Genomic DNA, 16,811 nt, shown 5'->3' with positions numbered 1-16,811 from the left:
GTATTATATACCGTCGCTCCGGACGATCTTATTTCTTCTTGGCAGTCTTGACGATGCGTTTGCGTGGTTCGGGCAGGGTCTCTACACGAACGATAGGCTCTTTGGCATCCTTCCATTTGATCTCCTTCTCGGCAGGACGCAGATAAGCGATCTCGTCGCCCTTGCGCACTACGGTACCTTGCGCCACGACTTCCGTGATGCGGCCGGTGAATGTACAGAAGACCTTCTCGATAAAGCCAAATTGGTTTTCAATGTAGCAGAAGGGCTGACCCGTATGGAACTCTGCACCGATAGCAGGAGCGATAGACTTCTCTTCCGGATCGATCTCCCAGTAGATACGTCCCGTGGCAGGGGCTATGATAGGATCGCAGCCGGCACGCTTGGCCTTCTTGATGTCCTCGTCGCTAAAGCCCTGCTGAGCCATCTGGTCAGTTTTGGCTTTCTCCAATTCGGCCATAAAGCGCTCCTTGGCGATCCCACTCTTATAGTCGCGATATTGGCGATCGTGCATGGCCAGCTCGAAGAGTTCTTCGTCGTCCTCGCCATACTCCCATCCGTTTTCGTCCATCTCCTTGCGATAGTCCGCCAACGCGTCGGGATAGAACTGCTGAGGATCCTCGTCGGAGAACTCCATTCCCTTCTCACGAGCCAGCGCTATGATCTCAGGATCGAGCTTACCGGGCAGACGTCCCGACTTACCGAGGATCATACCCCAAGTATTCTGGTCTATGGCCTGCCAACGACCTTCGCCTCGTACCATATTATATACGTTCATCAGCGCGACGTTCTTCACATACTGGCTGAAAGGTGTCACGAGCGGGGGATAACCCAGACGTGGCCATACATACTCAACCTCTTGGAAGAGACGTACAAGCAGTTGGTCAATAGTCATCTCGGGCTGTCCATTGCCTCTGAGGAACATGTTGATACCTGCATGCACACCCTTGAGGTCGGCCATCATTGATCCCATCATACCTCCGGGGAGTCCACAGCCCACAAGAAGCGAACTTGTCTCCTTATTGGACGGATCCATAAAGTAGCCGAGGAAGTCATCTATGAACTCCTGTGTCAGCGTACGAGCACGCATATAGGCATCCATATTGATTTCCGGCACTTTGAAGCCGGCATCCTTGAGCATCTGCTGGATGGTGATCACATCGGGATGCACCTTGCCCCATGAAATAGGCTCCATGGCCACGTCGATAATATCGGCACCATTCTCACATACTTCCAGCATGGAAGCAACGGAGAAGCCGGGGCCTGAGTGACCGTGATACTCTATGATAACCTCGGGATGCTTGGTCTTGATAGACTTCACCAACTGGCCGAGGAAGTGGGGACGACCGATACCGGCCATATCCTTGAGGCAGATCTCGGGAGCACCGGCTGCGATCAGCTCGTCGGCCAGATTGGAGTAGTACTCCACTGTGTGCACAGGCGAGAATGTGATGCAGAGCGTAGCCTGCGGAATCATCCCTGCTTCCAGTGCATACTTGATGGAAGGAATGATGTTACGCGCGTCGTTGAGACCGTCGAAAATACGTGTAATGTCCACACCCTGTGCCTTCTTCACCTTGTACATCAGTCGACGCACGTCAGCAGGTACGGGATACATACGGAGACCGTTGAGACCACGGTCCAACATATGCGTTTGGATGCCGGCTTCGTTCAGCGGCTTGGTAAATGCACGTACAGCTTTGTTAGGATTCTCTCCGTACAGGAGATTCACCTGTTCGAATGCACCACCATTCGTTTCCACTCGGGCAAAACAGCCCATTTCCACGATGACGGGAGCGATTCGTTCCAATTGATCCTTTCGCGGTTGGTACTTGCCTGATGACTGCCACATATCGCGGTACAGCAAGCTAAACTTGATTTCCTTCTTCATCTTGTTGCAGGAGATTTATGTTGTTATGTTGTTGACTTCTTCTTTCTTACTCAATACCGGCCAAGGTAACCGACGACCGCAGCAAAGGTATTTAAATAATTCTATCATTATTCCCTCCGGAATGTTTTTTACTCCTCTATCCTGCAAGAAAAAATGATGAACAGCTACATCCATACTTCTTGATATAGAAGAGGCGGGATTGTGGTCACACGGGAAGCATGATACAGGACTGACCATCATGCGATGGAGGCATCGAGGGGTATCCGACCATTCCGGCAGCAAAAAAGGATGGAGTATGACGTAAAAAAACATGGCGCATATTCTGGAAGAAAAACGCGCCATTTCCAAAAAAATATGGCGCCAAATCGAAAAAATTTTGGCGCGATTTTTCATGGATTTTGGCGCATGATTTCTCCGAGTTTTGGTCTAAAAATCGGCCAAGGAGCTTTGACTTCTGCTTGATCTCTACTGACATATTGGGACAAGACAAGAGTCGAATCGCATACTTTGGAGTAGCTTTGTGATATAGAACAAAGGGAATCGACCGAATGAAAGAGAAGAGCAGCATCAGAGCATTGGCTCTCCGATATAGAGAGGAGACGTTGGTAATGATTGTCCTCAGCGCGTTATACGGACTACTGACACTCCACATCGCTTCCACGGGAATGCTGACGCCACACGGCGGATTGATTGGGGCCTATCTCGGATATGACAACTATTATCGCTTCGAGACGGCCGGCGGCGTGTTCGATGTAAGCCATCCGTTTCTCAACCTCTTCTACGCCCTCAATAGATTCGGCTTTGTCTCCTTGGCCGGAGAACGCTCTGCACTGGCCATCTGTCTCGCACTGATGACGCTGTGCACGGCAGGTGGTATCACTGCTACCTATGCCTATCTCCGCCGCCTGCTACGGCTGTCAGTATCAAGAAGTGTATTGCTGACACTTCTCGTCGGCAGTAGTTTCACGGCGCTGACACTACCTTTTACGATAGAAAGCTATCCGCTCTCTTTCTTCTTGCTGCCACTCTCCATCGTAGTCCTGTCACTCAATCACAAGCGCCACCACAGTTTCGGGAAGAATAGTATTTGGTTCTTCTCTTTTCTGCTCGGTGGGATTACACTGACCAACGTAGCCAAACCGGCACTGGCATTCCTATTGGAAAAAGGTTCTTTGGGGTCAAGAATAAAGAAAGGGGCTGCACTGGCTGCCGTATTCAGTCTCTGTGTACTTCTTATCGGACTGCTCTTTACCTATCGGGCTGCCAAGCAACAACAGTCTGAGAACGATCCACGCACACTGGCCATCCGTATGTTTGAGTTCCGTCAAGGAGGCGATGAGGTGATAGCCGAGTACTTCGGTCACCCGCTTTTGATCAGCGATTTGGCATCGGCACGCAGGTACGAGGAGACTACGCTCCGCCCCACACCCTATCATGGGCTGTGGAACTATGCCGTCCCTCTACTCTTTCTGGCTACCGTAATCGCCGCCCCATTGCTCAACAGGAGAGAAAAACTTGTCTGGCTCCTACTGCTATATCTGTCTGTCGATATAGCTGTCAATGTCATTGGCGGATATGGAATGAACGAAGCGATCATATTTGGCGGACACTGGGTTTTTCTTTGGCCAATGCTTCTGGGATGGATATATCATGCTATGCAGGGACGAAAGATGCACATGGCGGACGCTGTCGTTCTGATTTTGGTCCTGGCGCAGGTCGTTCACAACCTCTCGGTCATTCTCGAGAGGCTCCATCTGTGATGAAAGAAGAGTAGAAGAAATCGGCAAGACGATCACCTCTTGCGAGGATCCCGGTCGGCATCGAGCCGAAGGAGGATGAAGATCAAGAGAGTGAACCCCCAAAGAGACGACCCCCCATAGCTGAAGAAAGGAAGAGGGATACCGATCACAGGTACCAGACCGATGACCATACCCACATTGATGGAGAGGTGGAAAAGCAGAATGCCTGCCACGCTATGGCCATAGACGCGTGAGAAAACTTTGGTCTGGCGCTCTGCCAACCAGACTATCCTTATGATCAAGGTGGCGTAAGTAATGAGAAGAAGGATGGAGCCAACGAATCCTTGCTCCTCACCTACAGTACAGAAGATAAAATCGGTATCCTGTTCGGGCACATACTTGAGCTTCGTCTGTGTTCCTTTGAGGAATCCCTTCCCGAGGAATCCGCCCGAACCGATGGCGATCTTGGACTGATCTACATTATATCCCCCTCCTCGCAAATCTTCCTCAATGCCCAAAGCGACCTTGATACGCATCTGTTGATGCGGCTGCATCACTTCATTGAAGACATAGTCCACCGAAAAGAGATAACCGATCGACCCAAGAACAAAGACAGCAATCAGGAGATAGGCAAGCAGATAACGCCTTACGGCCATCACCAATACCCATACGACCAAAAGAACAAGCAAACCATATGCTGTCCAAAGGAAATTGACCGGTACGAAATATGAAAGAGCGATGGAGACACCGTAAGCGATAGCAGTGAGTCCCAATGCCAACCAATAGAATCGACTACGCTCCTTGGTGTACAGCCTCACCAATAGAATGGCTATGAGGGAGGTCATCGTTACCACAGACCACTCGGCAGCGTCGGTATGCCCCCACCAGAGATCGCCCTGCAGCTTCAGCGCAGTCACAAAAAAGAGCACGGCACAGAATGCAATGCCAAGGAAGATTCCTGTGAGTCCTTCACGGTAGAGTGCTAGAAAGAATGCCACATAGACAAGCGCCGAACCGGTCTCATTCTGCATCAAGATGAGCAAAACGGGGATGAAAATAATCCCGAATGCATAGACATAGGACTTCATTCCCCGAAGGACGAAGTCGCTCTGGCTCAACTTCCATGCGAGAAAAAGAGCTGTTGTGACCTTGGCGAACTCCGCGGGTTGTAGCCGTAAAGGACCGATGACGAGCCACGAATGTGATCCTTTGATGTCAGGGGCTATAAATATGGTCAGAGCCAATAACCCCAACATGGCGACATAGAATACGGGAGCCAATGATTCGAATATATCGGTCTCGATGAGCAAAACCATGAAACCGATGACGACTGCCAATCCAATCCACAAGAGCTGCATCATGGGACGACTGCCAAAAGCAAAAAGACGTGACATATCGAAGTCATAGCTGGCTCCACAAATGGCAAACCAACCAGCTACGACCAGCAATAAATAGAGAGCGATGGTAAACCAATCGATCCGCTTCTTATAGTCTGTCCGATCTCCGTTAGAATACACTGCTGTAATGAATTGCTGAATTGGACATTCTGTTTGCTATAGCTTCTCCTTCAGGGGAGAGCTTACCGTCGCGGAGATAGTATTCCATCATCACGCGTCCGATGGGGACTCCGAAGTAGGCTCCGAAACCACCATTCTCTACATAAACGGCGACAACCACCTTGGGATGATTGCGTGGAGCGAAGCCAAGGAAAGCCGAATGGTCCTTTCCATGCGGATTCTCAGCCGTACCGGTTTTGCCACAGACCTCGATTTCTCCGGGCGCAAAGTTGGCTGCATAGCAAGTACCTCCTACGACAGCTTGCGCCATACCCGCGACGATATATTCCATATTGACAGAGCTGATTCCACTGTCCTGCCAGTTCGTATAAGCCGTATCAATAGGCATACCTTGAATACTCTTCACGACATGAGGTCTGCGGTAGCGTCCGCGATTGGCGATGGCAGCTCCCAAATTGGCTATCTGCAGCGGAGTGGCCAGAATTTCACCCTGGCCGATGGAGATTGAAATAACAGTGGAGGAATTCCATCGCTCCTTATAAGCTTTGTCATAGACCTTGCTATTGGGGATATACCCCCTGCGTTCTCCGGGCAGGTCAAGGCCCAATTTATAGCCAAAGCCGAGCTCCACGATCCGTTTTTTCCAATGCTCAAGCGCTTCCTGCACCGAGGGGTAGTAACCACGATTGTCAAGCATGGCTCTGAGTCCCCAGCAGAAGTATGCATTGCAACTGGTAGCCAAGGCCGGGATCAGGCTCACAGGCGAAGAATGGCTGTGGCAGGCAGGTCTGTTATTGAGTGGAGGAAAACCGTGATGGCAACTAAAGGCAACTGTGGGAGTGATCACTCCTTCTTGCAGAAAGATGGCTCCTTGCGCCGGTTTGAAAGTGGATCCGGGCGGATAGGTTGCCTGTATCGCTCGGGCATATAGTGGTTTGTTCTGATCCTGTTCGAGTATGCGATGATTTTTGCCCCTATCCTTTCCGGCAAGGAGGACAGGATCGTAAGAAGGGGCAGAAACAAGACAAAGGACTTCGCCCGTCTCCGGTTCGATCATGACTACAGCACCACGCTTTCCTTGCATGAGTCTTTCACCGAGAGATTGCAATCGGCTGTCAATCGAGAGCGTCAGGTCTCGTCCGGGTACTGCCGGCGAATCGTATTTTCCATCCGAGAAACGGCCTTTGATACGGCCACGAGCATCACGCAGTAGGATTTCAGTCCCTTTGTCTCCCCGCAAAATTTTTTCGTATTGGCGCTCTACTCCACTTCTGCCCACATAGTCGCCGGCAATCAATGAGCTGTCACCCTCCAAATCCCGCATATCCGCTTCAGAGAGATAGCCGAGTACGTGCGCGGCACCGTGGTATTTATACTGACGGATGGTTCGGGGGCGGATCGAAAAACCCGGGTACTTGAACAGTTGCTCCTGAAAGCGTCCGGCCTCGCGCGGATTGAGTTGAGCGAGCAAAAGCTGTGGTACATAGGGAGAATAGCCTGGGTTGAGTCGTCGGTCTCTGATGTCTTGAAAACGCTTACGCACATAATCAAGCTCGACATCCAAGGTCCTACAAAGAGCAAGGGTATCAAAGTCTCCTACTTCTTTGGTGATGACGATGAGGTCATAAGCAGGCTCGTTATAGACAAGAAGCTCACCATTCCTGTCATATATAACACCACGCGAAGGATAGACTGGCTTGTGGTAAAAAGCATTTCCCTCCGCCCGAGCCTTGTAGTTTGGACTTAAAATCTGGAGATAGAAAAGACGTATGGCATAGATGATCACCACGCTTATCGTAGCGATCACTAACAGAAATCGATGATTGTCGTGACGATCTTTGGGCTGCTTACTCATTTTCTGACATTTTCATTCTCTTACCGAAGAGCGAGTTCGTAATAAGCAACAGCAAATACGTGAACAGCATGCTTGCTCCCATACGCATCAGCAGATATGAGATATTCTGTAGGCTCCAAAAGTCGAGGACAAAAAGTAGAAAATGATGTATGACGGTTAATTCCAATAGGAGTATATAGACTCCGGATTTCAGGTTGCGAGACGAAGGCGGATACTCGAGCTCCGAATCCTTCTCCATGAAGCGCTGTGCCAAACGATTGCGCACAAAAGCCACAACTGTAAACGCAGCAGCATGCAACCCGGGCACACCGCTAAGTATATCTATGACCGCCCCAACGATGAACGAACGCCACAAAAGCGAGGTGACGGACGTATTGAGAGGCAGAAGCATGAGCAGATAAATGTAGAGGAAAGGCGTAGCTATCCTGAATAGGTAAATATAGTTGAAGACCCATACCTGCAAAAGGATGAGCAACACGGCAGCGACCAAAAACTTTAACTCTCTAAACATCAGTGAACTTCCGTTTTGGGGATATTATTCGCTTCCTCCAGATCCAAACGCTCCTCCTCGGACTTATGGATGATCACGTACACATCTGTCAGACGACCAAAGTCTGTGGACAACTCCACAGGAACGGCGCTAAAGGAGTTTCTTTCATCCAGCGGTTTGTCTTTCGTTCCGACTTTGCCCACGCGTCCCACCATCAGATTGGCAGGAAAGATTGAGGAATAGCCACTTGTCACCACCGTGTCACCTTGTGACAGCTCCACATGACGAGGCAAATCGGTCAATTGAGCGATGCGACTTCCCGGATTCTCCCACAATATCGAGCCTACATATTCGCTTCCTTTGAGCCTACAACTAAGCTTGAACTTTGGGTTAATAATCGGTATCACAAGGGCATAATGATCCGACACAGCCGTAACGGCACCGACAACTCCCGTAGCCGACACGACGCCCATCTCGGGCAGTACACCATCGGCGCGGCCTTTGTCAATCGTTAGGAAGTTTTCAATTCGATTGTAGGAAGCATTGACTACATGAGCAGTCAAATACTTCATCTCAACAGGAACGAGATGCAAAGAATCGGGTTGGAAAAGCAAGGGACGCACCGAATCGGCGACGGCTGCCTCCACAGCCCGTTTGAGCGATATATACTCCAATTCTAATCGTGCATTGGCCTCCAATAGAATACGATTCTTCTCACGAAGTCCCATATAACTACGCAATTCGCCTGTCAAACTATTGACACGGCCGGTCACAGCATTGACCGCCGACAAGCCTTGTGCACGGTGATAGAGGCTGTCGTTGAAAAGTACGACAATGGCTACTGTCTCAAAAAAAAGGAACAACAGCCAATGGCGATGTCGTATAATAAACTCTATGAGCTTACGCATGTAAAGGCATGCAGAAGAGAGATCTTATCGTATCAAGAAATTGAAAGTATCAACGTACTTCAGTGCGATGCCGGTACCTTTGGCTACTGCCAGCAAGGGCTCTTCGGCAACTTGGAACGTTATGCCAAAGCGGTCGCTCAGCCGCTTATCCAAGCCACGCAATTTGGCTCCTCCGCCAGTCAAGAATACACCATTCTTAACAATATCAGCATAAAGTTCGGGGGGCGTCTCTTCCAGTGCCTTCAAGATGGCAGCTTCGATTTTCACGATGGACTTCTCCAAGCAATGTGCCACCTCCTTATAGCTTACAGGTATTTTGCGAGGCAGCGTATCCATCTGGTCGGCACCGCATACCAGATAAGTATCGGGGGGGGACTCCAATTCTTCCAAAGCAGCACCTGCATTGATCTTGATTTGTTCTGCCGTTCTTTCACCGATCTTCACATTATGTTCGCGACGCATATAGTCCATGATGTCGTTGGTCAGCTCATCACCGGCCACTCGGATGGACTGATCCATCACGATACCTCCGAGCGAGATCACTGCGATCTCCGTAGTGCCACCACCTATATCCACGATCATATTGCCTTCTGGAGCCAAAACATCTATGCCGATACCTACTGCGGCAGCCATGGGTTCGTATATCATGTACACGTCACGACCACCGGCATGCTCGCTGGAGTCGCGCACAGCACGCATCTCCACCTCGGTGCTGCCGGAAGGGATGCCGATCACCATACGGAGCGAAGGATGAATCCAACGATGTTTTTTGCTGATCATGCGGATCATACCACTGATCATTTGTTCAGCAGCTTTGAAGTCTGCGATCACACCATCTCGCAACGGGCGTACAGTGCGAATATGCTGGTGTCCCTTCTCGTACATCTCGCGGGCAGCTGTTCCCACTGCTATCATCTCGTCAGTACGACGATCGAAAGCTACCACCGAAGGCTCATCAAGAACAACTTTTCCATCCTTGATGATGATGGTGTTAGCAGTACCCAAGTCTATTGCTAATTCTTGGCGAAAAGAAAATAGTCCCATCTTAATTTATTCTGTTTTCGGCCGTCTTTCCCGTCTGCGGCAGACGGCAGATTGCCCTTTGATTACTAATGTTTGAAATGTCTTACGCCGGTCATTACCATGGCGATACCTCTCTTCGTCGCTTCTTCGATACTCAGATTGTCCTTGATGGAACCTCCGGGCTGGATAATGGCACGGATACCGGCCTCTGCCGCGATCTCTACGCAATCCGCAAATGGGAAGAAAGCATCGCTGGCCATCACAGCACCGTTGAGATCAAAGCCAAAACTCTTTGCCTTTTCTATCGCTTGTCTGAGAGCATCCACACGAGACGTCTGTCCCACACCACTGGCACAGAGCTGACTGTCCTTGACCAATGTGATGGCATTGCTCTTGCTGTGCTTGACCACTTTATTGGCAAAGATGAGGTCATCGGTCTCATCTGCCGTAGGTACGACAGGTGTTACTGGTTCCAAATCCGTAGCCTTTGCTGTTACTCCGTCCACCTGTTGCATCAACACACCACCAAACATCGAACGGAACTGCCATTGTTCCCGCACTGGTTCTTTTTGCAGAAGAATAATGCGGTTGGTCTTACGGGTGAGAAACTCCATAGCCGCATTGTCGTAATCGGGAGCGATGATTACCTCAAAGAAGATCTTATCGATCTCCTCTGCCGTCTCCTTGTCGATGGGCGTATTCGTTACAAGAATCCCTCCAAAAGCCGACACAGGATCTCCGGCCAGAGCAGCCTGCCATGCCTCGATGAGCGTACCACGAGAAGCTATACCACAAGCATTGGTATGCTTGAGGATAGCAAAGGTCGGAGCAGTAAATTCACCGATAAGCGATACGGCAGCCTCGATATCTTGGAGGTTGTTGTAAGAGATCTCTTTCCCTTGTAGTTTGTCGAAATAACGCTCGAAGTTCCCGAAAAAGTATCCTCTTTGATGAGGATTTTCACCATATCGAAGCACCTTAGGGCTGTCTGCTGCCATGCGGAAAGCCGTTTGCTCTCCATCATCAAAGTAGCGGAAGATGGCACTGTCATAGGCCGAGCTTACAGCGAAGGCCTCACGCGCATAGTGCTTGCGTTCGGCAAGAGACGTTTGGCCACCCTTGGTTTTGAGGAGGTTGTAGAAACCGGCATATTGGGATTTAGAAGAAATGATCACCACATCCTCGAAGTTCTTGGCAGCACCACGGATAAGCGAAATACCACCTATATCGATCTTTTCGATAATATCTTCTTCCGATGCTCCCGAGGCCACGGTCTCCTCAAAAGGATAGAGATCAACAATCACCAAGTCAATCAGCGGCAAGTCGTACTCGTTTACTTCGCGTACATCTGTTTCATGTCCGCGACGAGCCAGAATACCGCCGAACACCATCGGATGCAATGTTTTCACTCTTCCTCCGAGCATTGCCGGATAGCGCGTCAAATCATCGACTGCGCGGCATGAATATCCGAGTGAAGTGATGAAATCATGCGTCCCGCCGGTGGATACGAATTCGACTCCCTGTCTATTTAGTTCGGCCAGTATTTCGGCCAATCCATCCTTATGATAGACCGAAATGAGCGCTCTGCGAATAACCTTTTCCATTACTATTAATGTGTAGCCAATTAGGAATAGTTACAAAGGTAGTGCTTTTTCTGAGAGATAATGAGAGATAAATTGAGTGATTCGCGTGTGCACATTCCCCCCTCAAGAGCAACACAGTTGTTATAGAGCGATAGAGATTAGTAAAAGAAGTAGCCAGCGGGTAGTGGCCCGCCGGCTGATAAGGTCAAGTTCGACAGGAGTGATATGGTCAATCTGCTAGTACGATAAGTAGGGAGGGGTTAGGCGTAACTCGTTGGATAAAGTTTACGCTCATCATTGAGCGCAAAAGCGGGCGTAAGGTTTCGCGTAAGTTCACGCCCTCGATGCATCGCGAGGCAGAGGTTTTATTGGTAGAGCAGCGCCGGTGGCCAGAACAGATTTCGGGTCGTTTACGCCGTTCCGACCGCCCGATGATCGGAAAGACAACGCTCTACAAATGGCTTCACGAGGACAAATGGCAGGGCGGTAAGCTCTATACCTATTGTCGTCATAGCCTATGCTCTCGTAAGCGTTCGTTGGCGACACCAATGCCGATTATATAGAAAAGCAGTTTTGTCCTTAGGTAAGGACAGTTCTGTCCTCAGTCGAGGACAAATCTATCCTTTATAAGGGATAAAGGGGTGCAAAAGTATTCTCGATCGCCCGCCCATTATCGAAGCCAAGGAGCGTATAGGGGACATCGAAATGGAATTATAGGGGCGTCAGGCAGCGAAGCAATACTGACGTTATGTGGATAGGAAGACCGGCTTTACTTTCCTCTCTCTGCTCAAGGACGGCAGGAAGTTAGAGTCTAACTTTCGAATGTAAGAGTGTTGCTCTTAATAGTGGAGAATACAGAGTGGCGACCATTAGGCGCGGAGGCAGTGGGCGATGAACTCCTTCATCTCGGGCAAATGCTCTTCGACGCTCTGCAAGAGTTTGAACTGTGCACGCGTGCGCACCAGATTGTGCTCGGGATAACGGATCTTATAGTAGGTGTCGCCGTTGATGTAGTCCGCCAAGAAACGCACGCACTGCATATAGGGGAAAAGCGTTGCGGCATAAGGCAGATGCTCTATTTCGACAGGCTTGAGGAAAGCGCGAGCACTCGACAGATAACCCTCGGTAAAGGCTCGGAAGACAGCCATGTCGAAGCTCACCCGATCGAGGTCTTTATCGTCCTCATCTCCCGTATTGGCCCCCGTGCGCAAGAAGTCGCCATAGTCCGAGAAGATAAAGCTGGGCATCACCGTATCCAAGTCGATGACGCATAGCACGCGCCCGTCTTCGTCGAAGAGCATATTGTTCACTTTCGTATCGCAGTGGCATACCCGCTTGGGGAGCTTTCCTTCGCGATACAATTGCTCGGCTCGGCACATACTCTCGGCACGCTTCTCTATCTCCCCGATGTAGTCGCGCACCTCCTGCACACGGCCGACGGCATCAGTGGCCACAGCTTCGCGCAGCTGGCGGAGACGGAACTCCATATTGTGGAAGTCGGGGATGGTCTCGCCCAATGTATCGGGCAGGTCGGCGAGCATGGCTTGGAAAAGACCGAATGCCTGCCCCGCATGGCGGGAAGATTCGGACGTGACAGCCTCGAACGTCTGTGAGCGGGGGATCAAAATCATGACACGCCAGTAATTCTCACCGTCGTAATAGTAGGTCTTGCCCTCCTCCGTCTCGATGAAAGAGAGGACCTTGCGGTCGATGTCATCGGCTCCCGCCTCCGTCAGCTTGCGGCGGATGTGTGCCGTGACTGCGGTGATATTGGCTTGCAGCAGGTCCACGTCTTGGAATATGGCGTGGTTGATGCGCTGGAGCACGTAGTCGGGCGTGTCCGTCCCTCCGGTTCGCACTCGGTACGAATCGTTGATAAGCCCTGCTCCCAGAGGAGCGATCTCGGCCACACTACCGGCGATGCGGAAGCGAGCTACTATATCTGACAATTGTTTCATTACTCTTATTCTATTGATATTCTATTATTACAATGTGCCATCCGATGCTCAGTAAGCGTAGCGTGCCGCCTGCGTAGCTTGTGCCGCCGATCGCACGGGCACAAGGGTGAAACCCCAGGTATAGTCGCGATTGGCCGGGAGCTGATGTTCCGGTTCGGGACGAGCCGACCAGCTATCATAGCCACCCACGCCTTGCTGCTTCATATCCACACACACCTCCACATAGTCACGCACGGGTACGTCATGGATGTGATGCTGACGGCGCAATACGTTGCGCGCCTTACTCTCATCGCGTCCGTCTATTTCAGCTTGGGAGAAATTGCTCCATTGATAGGAGCAGTGACTTGCCTCTTCCGAATCAAAATCTTCGACGCACTGGCGCAGCGCATTGAAGCCGATGGTCTCATCCGTCACGACGACCAGTCCCCCACCCTGACCGCTGAGCGAAAACCAGCGTGTATCGGAGCGGTGGCCGTTCTCCTGCGGACGCACATAGGGATAATACATCTGCTCCGCCGTCGTGGAATAAAGACCGATTGTGGCACCGTGATTGCGGTCGATATAGTTCTCCTGCGGACCGCGACCAAAGTAGCGCACACTTTTCATCGTTGCAGGTAGACGGAAGCGCACTCCGATGCGCGGCACTTCGATGGCTGCAGCCGCCTTGCGTGCTGCCTCTCGGCCCGGGGAGAATGTGGCCGTACGCGTAGATTCGGACAGTTCATGCTCCTCAGCGATCATGTCGATCGAGGTGAAGTGGCTGCGCACATGCACCACGCCGTCAGGGTGTATCTTATAGGTCATGTGATAGAGATTGCCCGCCGCCAAGAGATAGGTCACACGAAGCAACACCGCATTACCTTCCCTCGCCAATTCGGCATCGGTGACAAGGAAGTCTCGGCTCGACTCCTTCCACACTTGCAGACGGAGCGGAGCACCATTGCCATAGTCGTTGTCGGTAGGAGCACGCCAGAAGTTGGGTTGGACACCGAAGCCATCCGGAAAAAACTCCACCCCATCGACCCGATACGAAGTGACAAGCCCCTTCTGCTTGTCGAAAACAAAGCTGACCTTGGACGACTGCACACGCAGACGCCCCTCCTCTTCGCTCGCGTACAGCTCCGGCCCGTGGGACTGATAGGCCACCCTGTCCGCATGGATGGGCAATAGGAACTGGTCGTATGCGATCTCGTGGCCGACCGGAAGGAGCGGTTCGGGCTGTGTCGTGGTCACGCTAAAGTTTACGAAGTACTCCACGCCGGCCTCTGCCTTGAGTCCGTCGATGGGTACTGTATACTCCGCGGAAGCCTGTGGTTCGAGGTCTAAGGTGAAAGTCTTGGAGCGAAGGGTCTTGCCATTGGCCGATACGGTGTAGCGGAGTCGATACTGCCGCAGATTGGTGAAGTAGAAACGATTGGTAATCCGGAATCGTCCGGCACGGGCATCCAACACCTCGAAACCGACGTTCTGATGCACATATTTCACCTCCTGCATGGCTGGATGCGGGCTGCGATCGGGATTGACAAGGCCATTGCAGAGGAAGTTGCCATCGCTCGGTGCATCCACGCCATAGTCACCACCATAAGCAAAATAGTGACGGCCCTGCTCGTCGGTGCGACTGATGCCCTGATCCACCCAGTCCCAGATGAAAGCCCCTTGGAGATTGGGATATTGGTAGATGGCCTGCCACTGTCCCCAGATATTGCCGGTGGAGTTGCCCATGGCGTGTGCATACTCGGAGGGCACGACGGGACGGTCGCTGCCCGACTGCCCGATGGTCTCCAGCCACTTAGCATCGGGATACTGCGGCACGTACATATCCGTATTCCACTCCCACTGCGCGCGCTCGTAATTGACGGGGCGATCCATCAGCTCCTTGTCCGCAGCCTTGAGCCAGAGGTAGGCTTGGTAGAAGTTGTAGCCGTTGCCTGCTTCGTTGCCCAGCGACCAGATGGTGACAGAGGGATGGTTCTTGTTGCGCTCAAACATATTGATCACCCGATCCATGTGTGCACCCAGCCATTCGGGATTGTTGCCCAGTGTCCCTCCCTTGCGGAGGTTGTAGTACATGCCGTGGCTCTCGATATTGGCCTCGTCATAGACGTAGAGACCATACTCGTCGCATAACTCGTAGAAACGTCTGTCCTGTGGATAGTGCGAGAGGCGGACGGCATTCAGATTGTGCTGCTTCATCAGCTCCAGGTCGCGACGCATCAGCTCTTCGGGGACATAGTGCCCTGTCTCGGGATTGTGTTCATGGATGTTCACCCCCTTGAACTTGATGGGTTGCCCATTGACAAAGAAGCATACGTACGACTGTCCGTTGCCCGCTGTCTGTGCGATCGGCTTGATCTCGAAACGGCGGAAGCCCACATTGAAAGGGATCACTTCACTCACACGACCATCCTCGCGCAGCGTCATCACCAGCTTGTAGAGATGAGGATGCTCGGCACTCCATGCGCGGACGGTTTCCAGACGGTTCTCGAAGGTGAGCGTACATTCTTCGCCGGCTAAGAGACGCTCCGCACGCGTCTCGGCAGCTACCGTCTTCCCGTCGGCATCGAGGAGCTCGTAAGTCATGGATAGTTCGGCTGGGACAGCGCGACGATTGCGCAAATCGGTCTGCAACACGAATATGCCGTGGCGGTAGCTGTCGTCGAGAGTGGACTTGACACGGAAGTCCCTCACCGCTGCGCGAGGCTGTGCATAGAGGAATACATCGCGCTCGATACCGCTTATGCGCCAGAAGTCCTGACACTCCAGATAGGAGCCGGTACTCCAGCGATAGATCTTGAGCGTGAGGACATTCTTACCGGGCTTCACATAAGGATTGATCAGAAACTCGGCCGGATTCTTCGAGTCCTCGCTATAGCCTACCTCCTTCCCGTTGATATAAACGTAAACGCCGGACTTCGCCCCTGCGAGGTGGAGGTATATGTCGCGCTCCATCCACTCGGCAGGGATCTCCATATCGCGACGGTACACCCCCACGGGATTGGTCTCGGGGAGTGTGGGCGGCTGCGGGTTGCGCGGTCGGAACTCATACCCATGATTGGTATAGATGGCTACACCATGGCCTTGTATCTCCCAGTTGCCCGGCACACGGATGTCGTGCCAGCCGTCCACCGATGTGGCAGCATCGGTGACACCGGCTGGGAGCTGCGCCTCACTATCCACGTAGAGAAACTTCCACGTACCGTTGAGGAGCCGATAGTAAGTACTCTTCTCGTAGCGTCCGGTCAACGCCTCGGCTCTGTCGGCATAGGTCATAAAAGCAGAGCGTGCCGGCTCTTTGTTCACCTGCACCACCTGCACATTTTTCCAGTAGGGCAACAGCGGATCGGCAGCTTGTACGCGAGGAGCAAAAACGACACTTGCGGCAGCCAAAGTTACCGCAAGTGTCCATCGAAAATATCTCATAATTCCGTCTCTTTGGTAGTGTTAGAAAAGGATACAGGTGCTTTCACCCATTCTGAGAGTGGTTGTGTCTTAAAAGGTGAAATGCAAGGCGCCAAAAGCGAGAGTGACGGGAGTATACAATCGTATATGACCGAACTTGAGAGTTGTAGGCAACGCCGCAGTTCGCCTTTTATGACGCAGCCAAATTAAATTACTTCACCATCGCATGTCTATACCCCTGCACCTTCTTCCAGTTACCACGCGTAAAGTCCGGAATGGCCACAGGTGCCGATCCGTTCTCCATCGAGAGACGACTCAATTCGGCCAGACAGCACCACTCTGCCAAGTCATATACATCCATGTCGAGGGGCAATCCGTTGCGCAGGCAGTAGATGAGTCGGTAGTCCATGATGTAGTCCATGCCACCGTGTCCGCCTACTTTCTTGGCAGT

At 51.7% G+C, this 16,811-nt stretch carries 13 protein-coding genes and 1 pseudogene; 3 read left to right on the top strand and 11 right to left on the bottom strand.

The window, feature by feature from the left end; all coding sequences use genetic code 11:
- Window positions 1-28: 28 nt before the first annotated feature.
- Entirely contained in the window at window positions 29-1,888 is a 1,860-nt protein-coding gene (locus C7382_RS07725) for an oxaloacetate decarboxylase (protein WP_116679717.1), read from the bottom strand.
- A gap of 15 nt (window positions 1,889-1,903) precedes the next feature.
- On the bottom strand, window positions 1,904-2,062 hold the full coding sequence (locus tag C7382_RS10095) for a hypothetical protein (RefSeq protein WP_165815141.1): 159 nt from the start codon (window positions 2,060-2,062) through the stop codon (window positions 1,904-1,906).
- Between the two features lie 114 nt (window positions 2,063-2,176).
- Here C7382_RS10095 and C7382_RS10090 point away from each other — a divergent pair, with 114 nt between their 5' ends.
- A complete protein-coding gene (locus C7382_RS10090; RefSeq protein WP_165815140.1) occupies window positions 2,177-2,350 on the top strand; it encodes a hypothetical protein in 174 nt (57 codons plus the stop codon).
- 86 nt (window positions 2,351-2,436) lie between these two features.
- Window positions 2,437-3,648, top strand: coding sequence for a DUF6080 domain-containing protein (locus tag C7382_RS07720; protein WP_116679716.1), 1,212 nt, complete (start codon window positions 2,437-2,439; stop codon window positions 3,646-3,648).
- Window positions 3,649-3,680: 32 nt separating this feature from the next.
- Here C7382_RS07720 and rodA read toward each other — a convergent pair whose 3' ends face one another.
- From rodA to purH, 6 genes are all read right to left on the bottom strand, one after another.
- The gene (gene rodA / locus C7382_RS07715) at window positions 3,681-5,144 is read right to left on the bottom strand and encodes a rod shape-determining protein RodA (RefSeq protein ID WP_116679715.1); all 1,464 of its coding nucleotides are present in this window, start codon (window positions 5,142-5,144) and stop codon (window positions 3,681-3,683) included.
- The gene (gene mrdA / locus C7382_RS07710) at window positions 5,134-6,999 is read right to left on the bottom strand and encodes a penicillin-binding protein 2 (RefSeq protein ID WP_116679714.1); all 1,866 of its coding nucleotides are present in this window, start codon (window positions 6,997-6,999) and stop codon (window positions 5,134-5,136) included. Before mrdA ends, rodA begins: the two co-directional genes overlap by 11 nt.
- The gene (gene mreD, locus C7382_RS07705; RefSeq protein ID WP_116679713.1) at window positions 6,992-7,510 is read right to left on the bottom strand and encodes a rod shape-determining protein MreD; all 519 of its coding nucleotides are present in this window, start codon (window positions 7,508-7,510) and stop codon (window positions 6,992-6,994) included. The genes mrdA and mreD overlap by 8 nt, the downstream gene beginning before the upstream one ends.
- A complete protein-coding gene (mreC, locus tag C7382_RS07700; protein ID WP_116679712.1) occupies window positions 7,510-8,397 on the bottom strand; it encodes a rod shape-determining protein MreC in 888 nt (295 codons plus the stop codon). Before mreC ends, mreD begins: the two co-directional genes overlap by 1 nt.
- A gap of 24 nt (window positions 8,398-8,421) precedes the next feature.
- Entirely contained in the window at window positions 8,422-9,441 is a 1,020-nt protein-coding gene (locus tag C7382_RS07695) for a rod shape-determining protein (protein ID WP_116679711.1), read from the bottom strand.
- 65 nt (window positions 9,442-9,506) lie between these two features.
- Window positions 9,507-11,030: a bifunctional phosphoribosylaminoimidazolecarboxamide formyltransferase/IMP cyclohydrolase gene (gene purH / locus C7382_RS07690; protein WP_116679710.1), complete on the bottom strand. Its 1,524-nt coding sequence runs from the start codon at window positions 11,028-11,030 to the stop codon at window positions 9,507-9,509.
- A 404-nt stretch (window positions 11,031-11,434) separates the two neighbouring features.
- On the opposite strand from purH, the gene C7382_RS10245 reads away from it, so the two are divergent.
- On the top strand, window positions 11,435-11,566 hold the full coding sequence (locus C7382_RS10245; protein WP_262499712.1) for a hypothetical protein: 132 nt from the start codon (window positions 11,435-11,437) through the stop codon (window positions 11,564-11,566).
- Window positions 11,567-11,872: 306 nt separating this feature from the next.
- Here the strand turns inward: C7382_RS10245 and C7382_RS07685 are convergent, their stop codons facing one another.
- The 3 genes and pseudogenes from C7382_RS07685 to C7382_RS07675 all read right to left on the bottom strand — a co-directional run.
- Entirely contained in the window at window positions 11,873-12,961 is a 1,089-nt protein-coding gene (locus tag C7382_RS07685; protein WP_116679709.1) for a phosphotransferase enzyme family protein, read from the bottom strand.
- A gap of 48 nt (window positions 12,962-13,009) precedes the next feature.
- A complete protein-coding gene (locus C7382_RS07680) occupies window positions 13,010-16,381 on the bottom strand; it encodes a glycoside hydrolase family 2 TIM barrel-domain containing protein (protein WP_116679708.1) in 3,372 nt (1,123 codons plus the stop codon).
- A gap of 190 nt (window positions 16,382-16,571) precedes the next feature.
- Window positions 16,572-16,811, bottom strand: a pseudogene (locus C7382_RS07675) (glycosyl hydrolase); the annotation flags it as partial.

This window comes from Porphyromonas loveana, from assembly GCF_003096695.1.
Classification (GTDB): Bacteria; Bacteroidota; Bacteroidia; order Bacteroidales; family Porphyromonadaceae; genus Porphyromonas; species Porphyromonas loveana.
The sequence above is the reverse complement of the archived record's forward strand: the minus strand, read 5'-3'. Positions and strand labels throughout refer to the sequence as shown.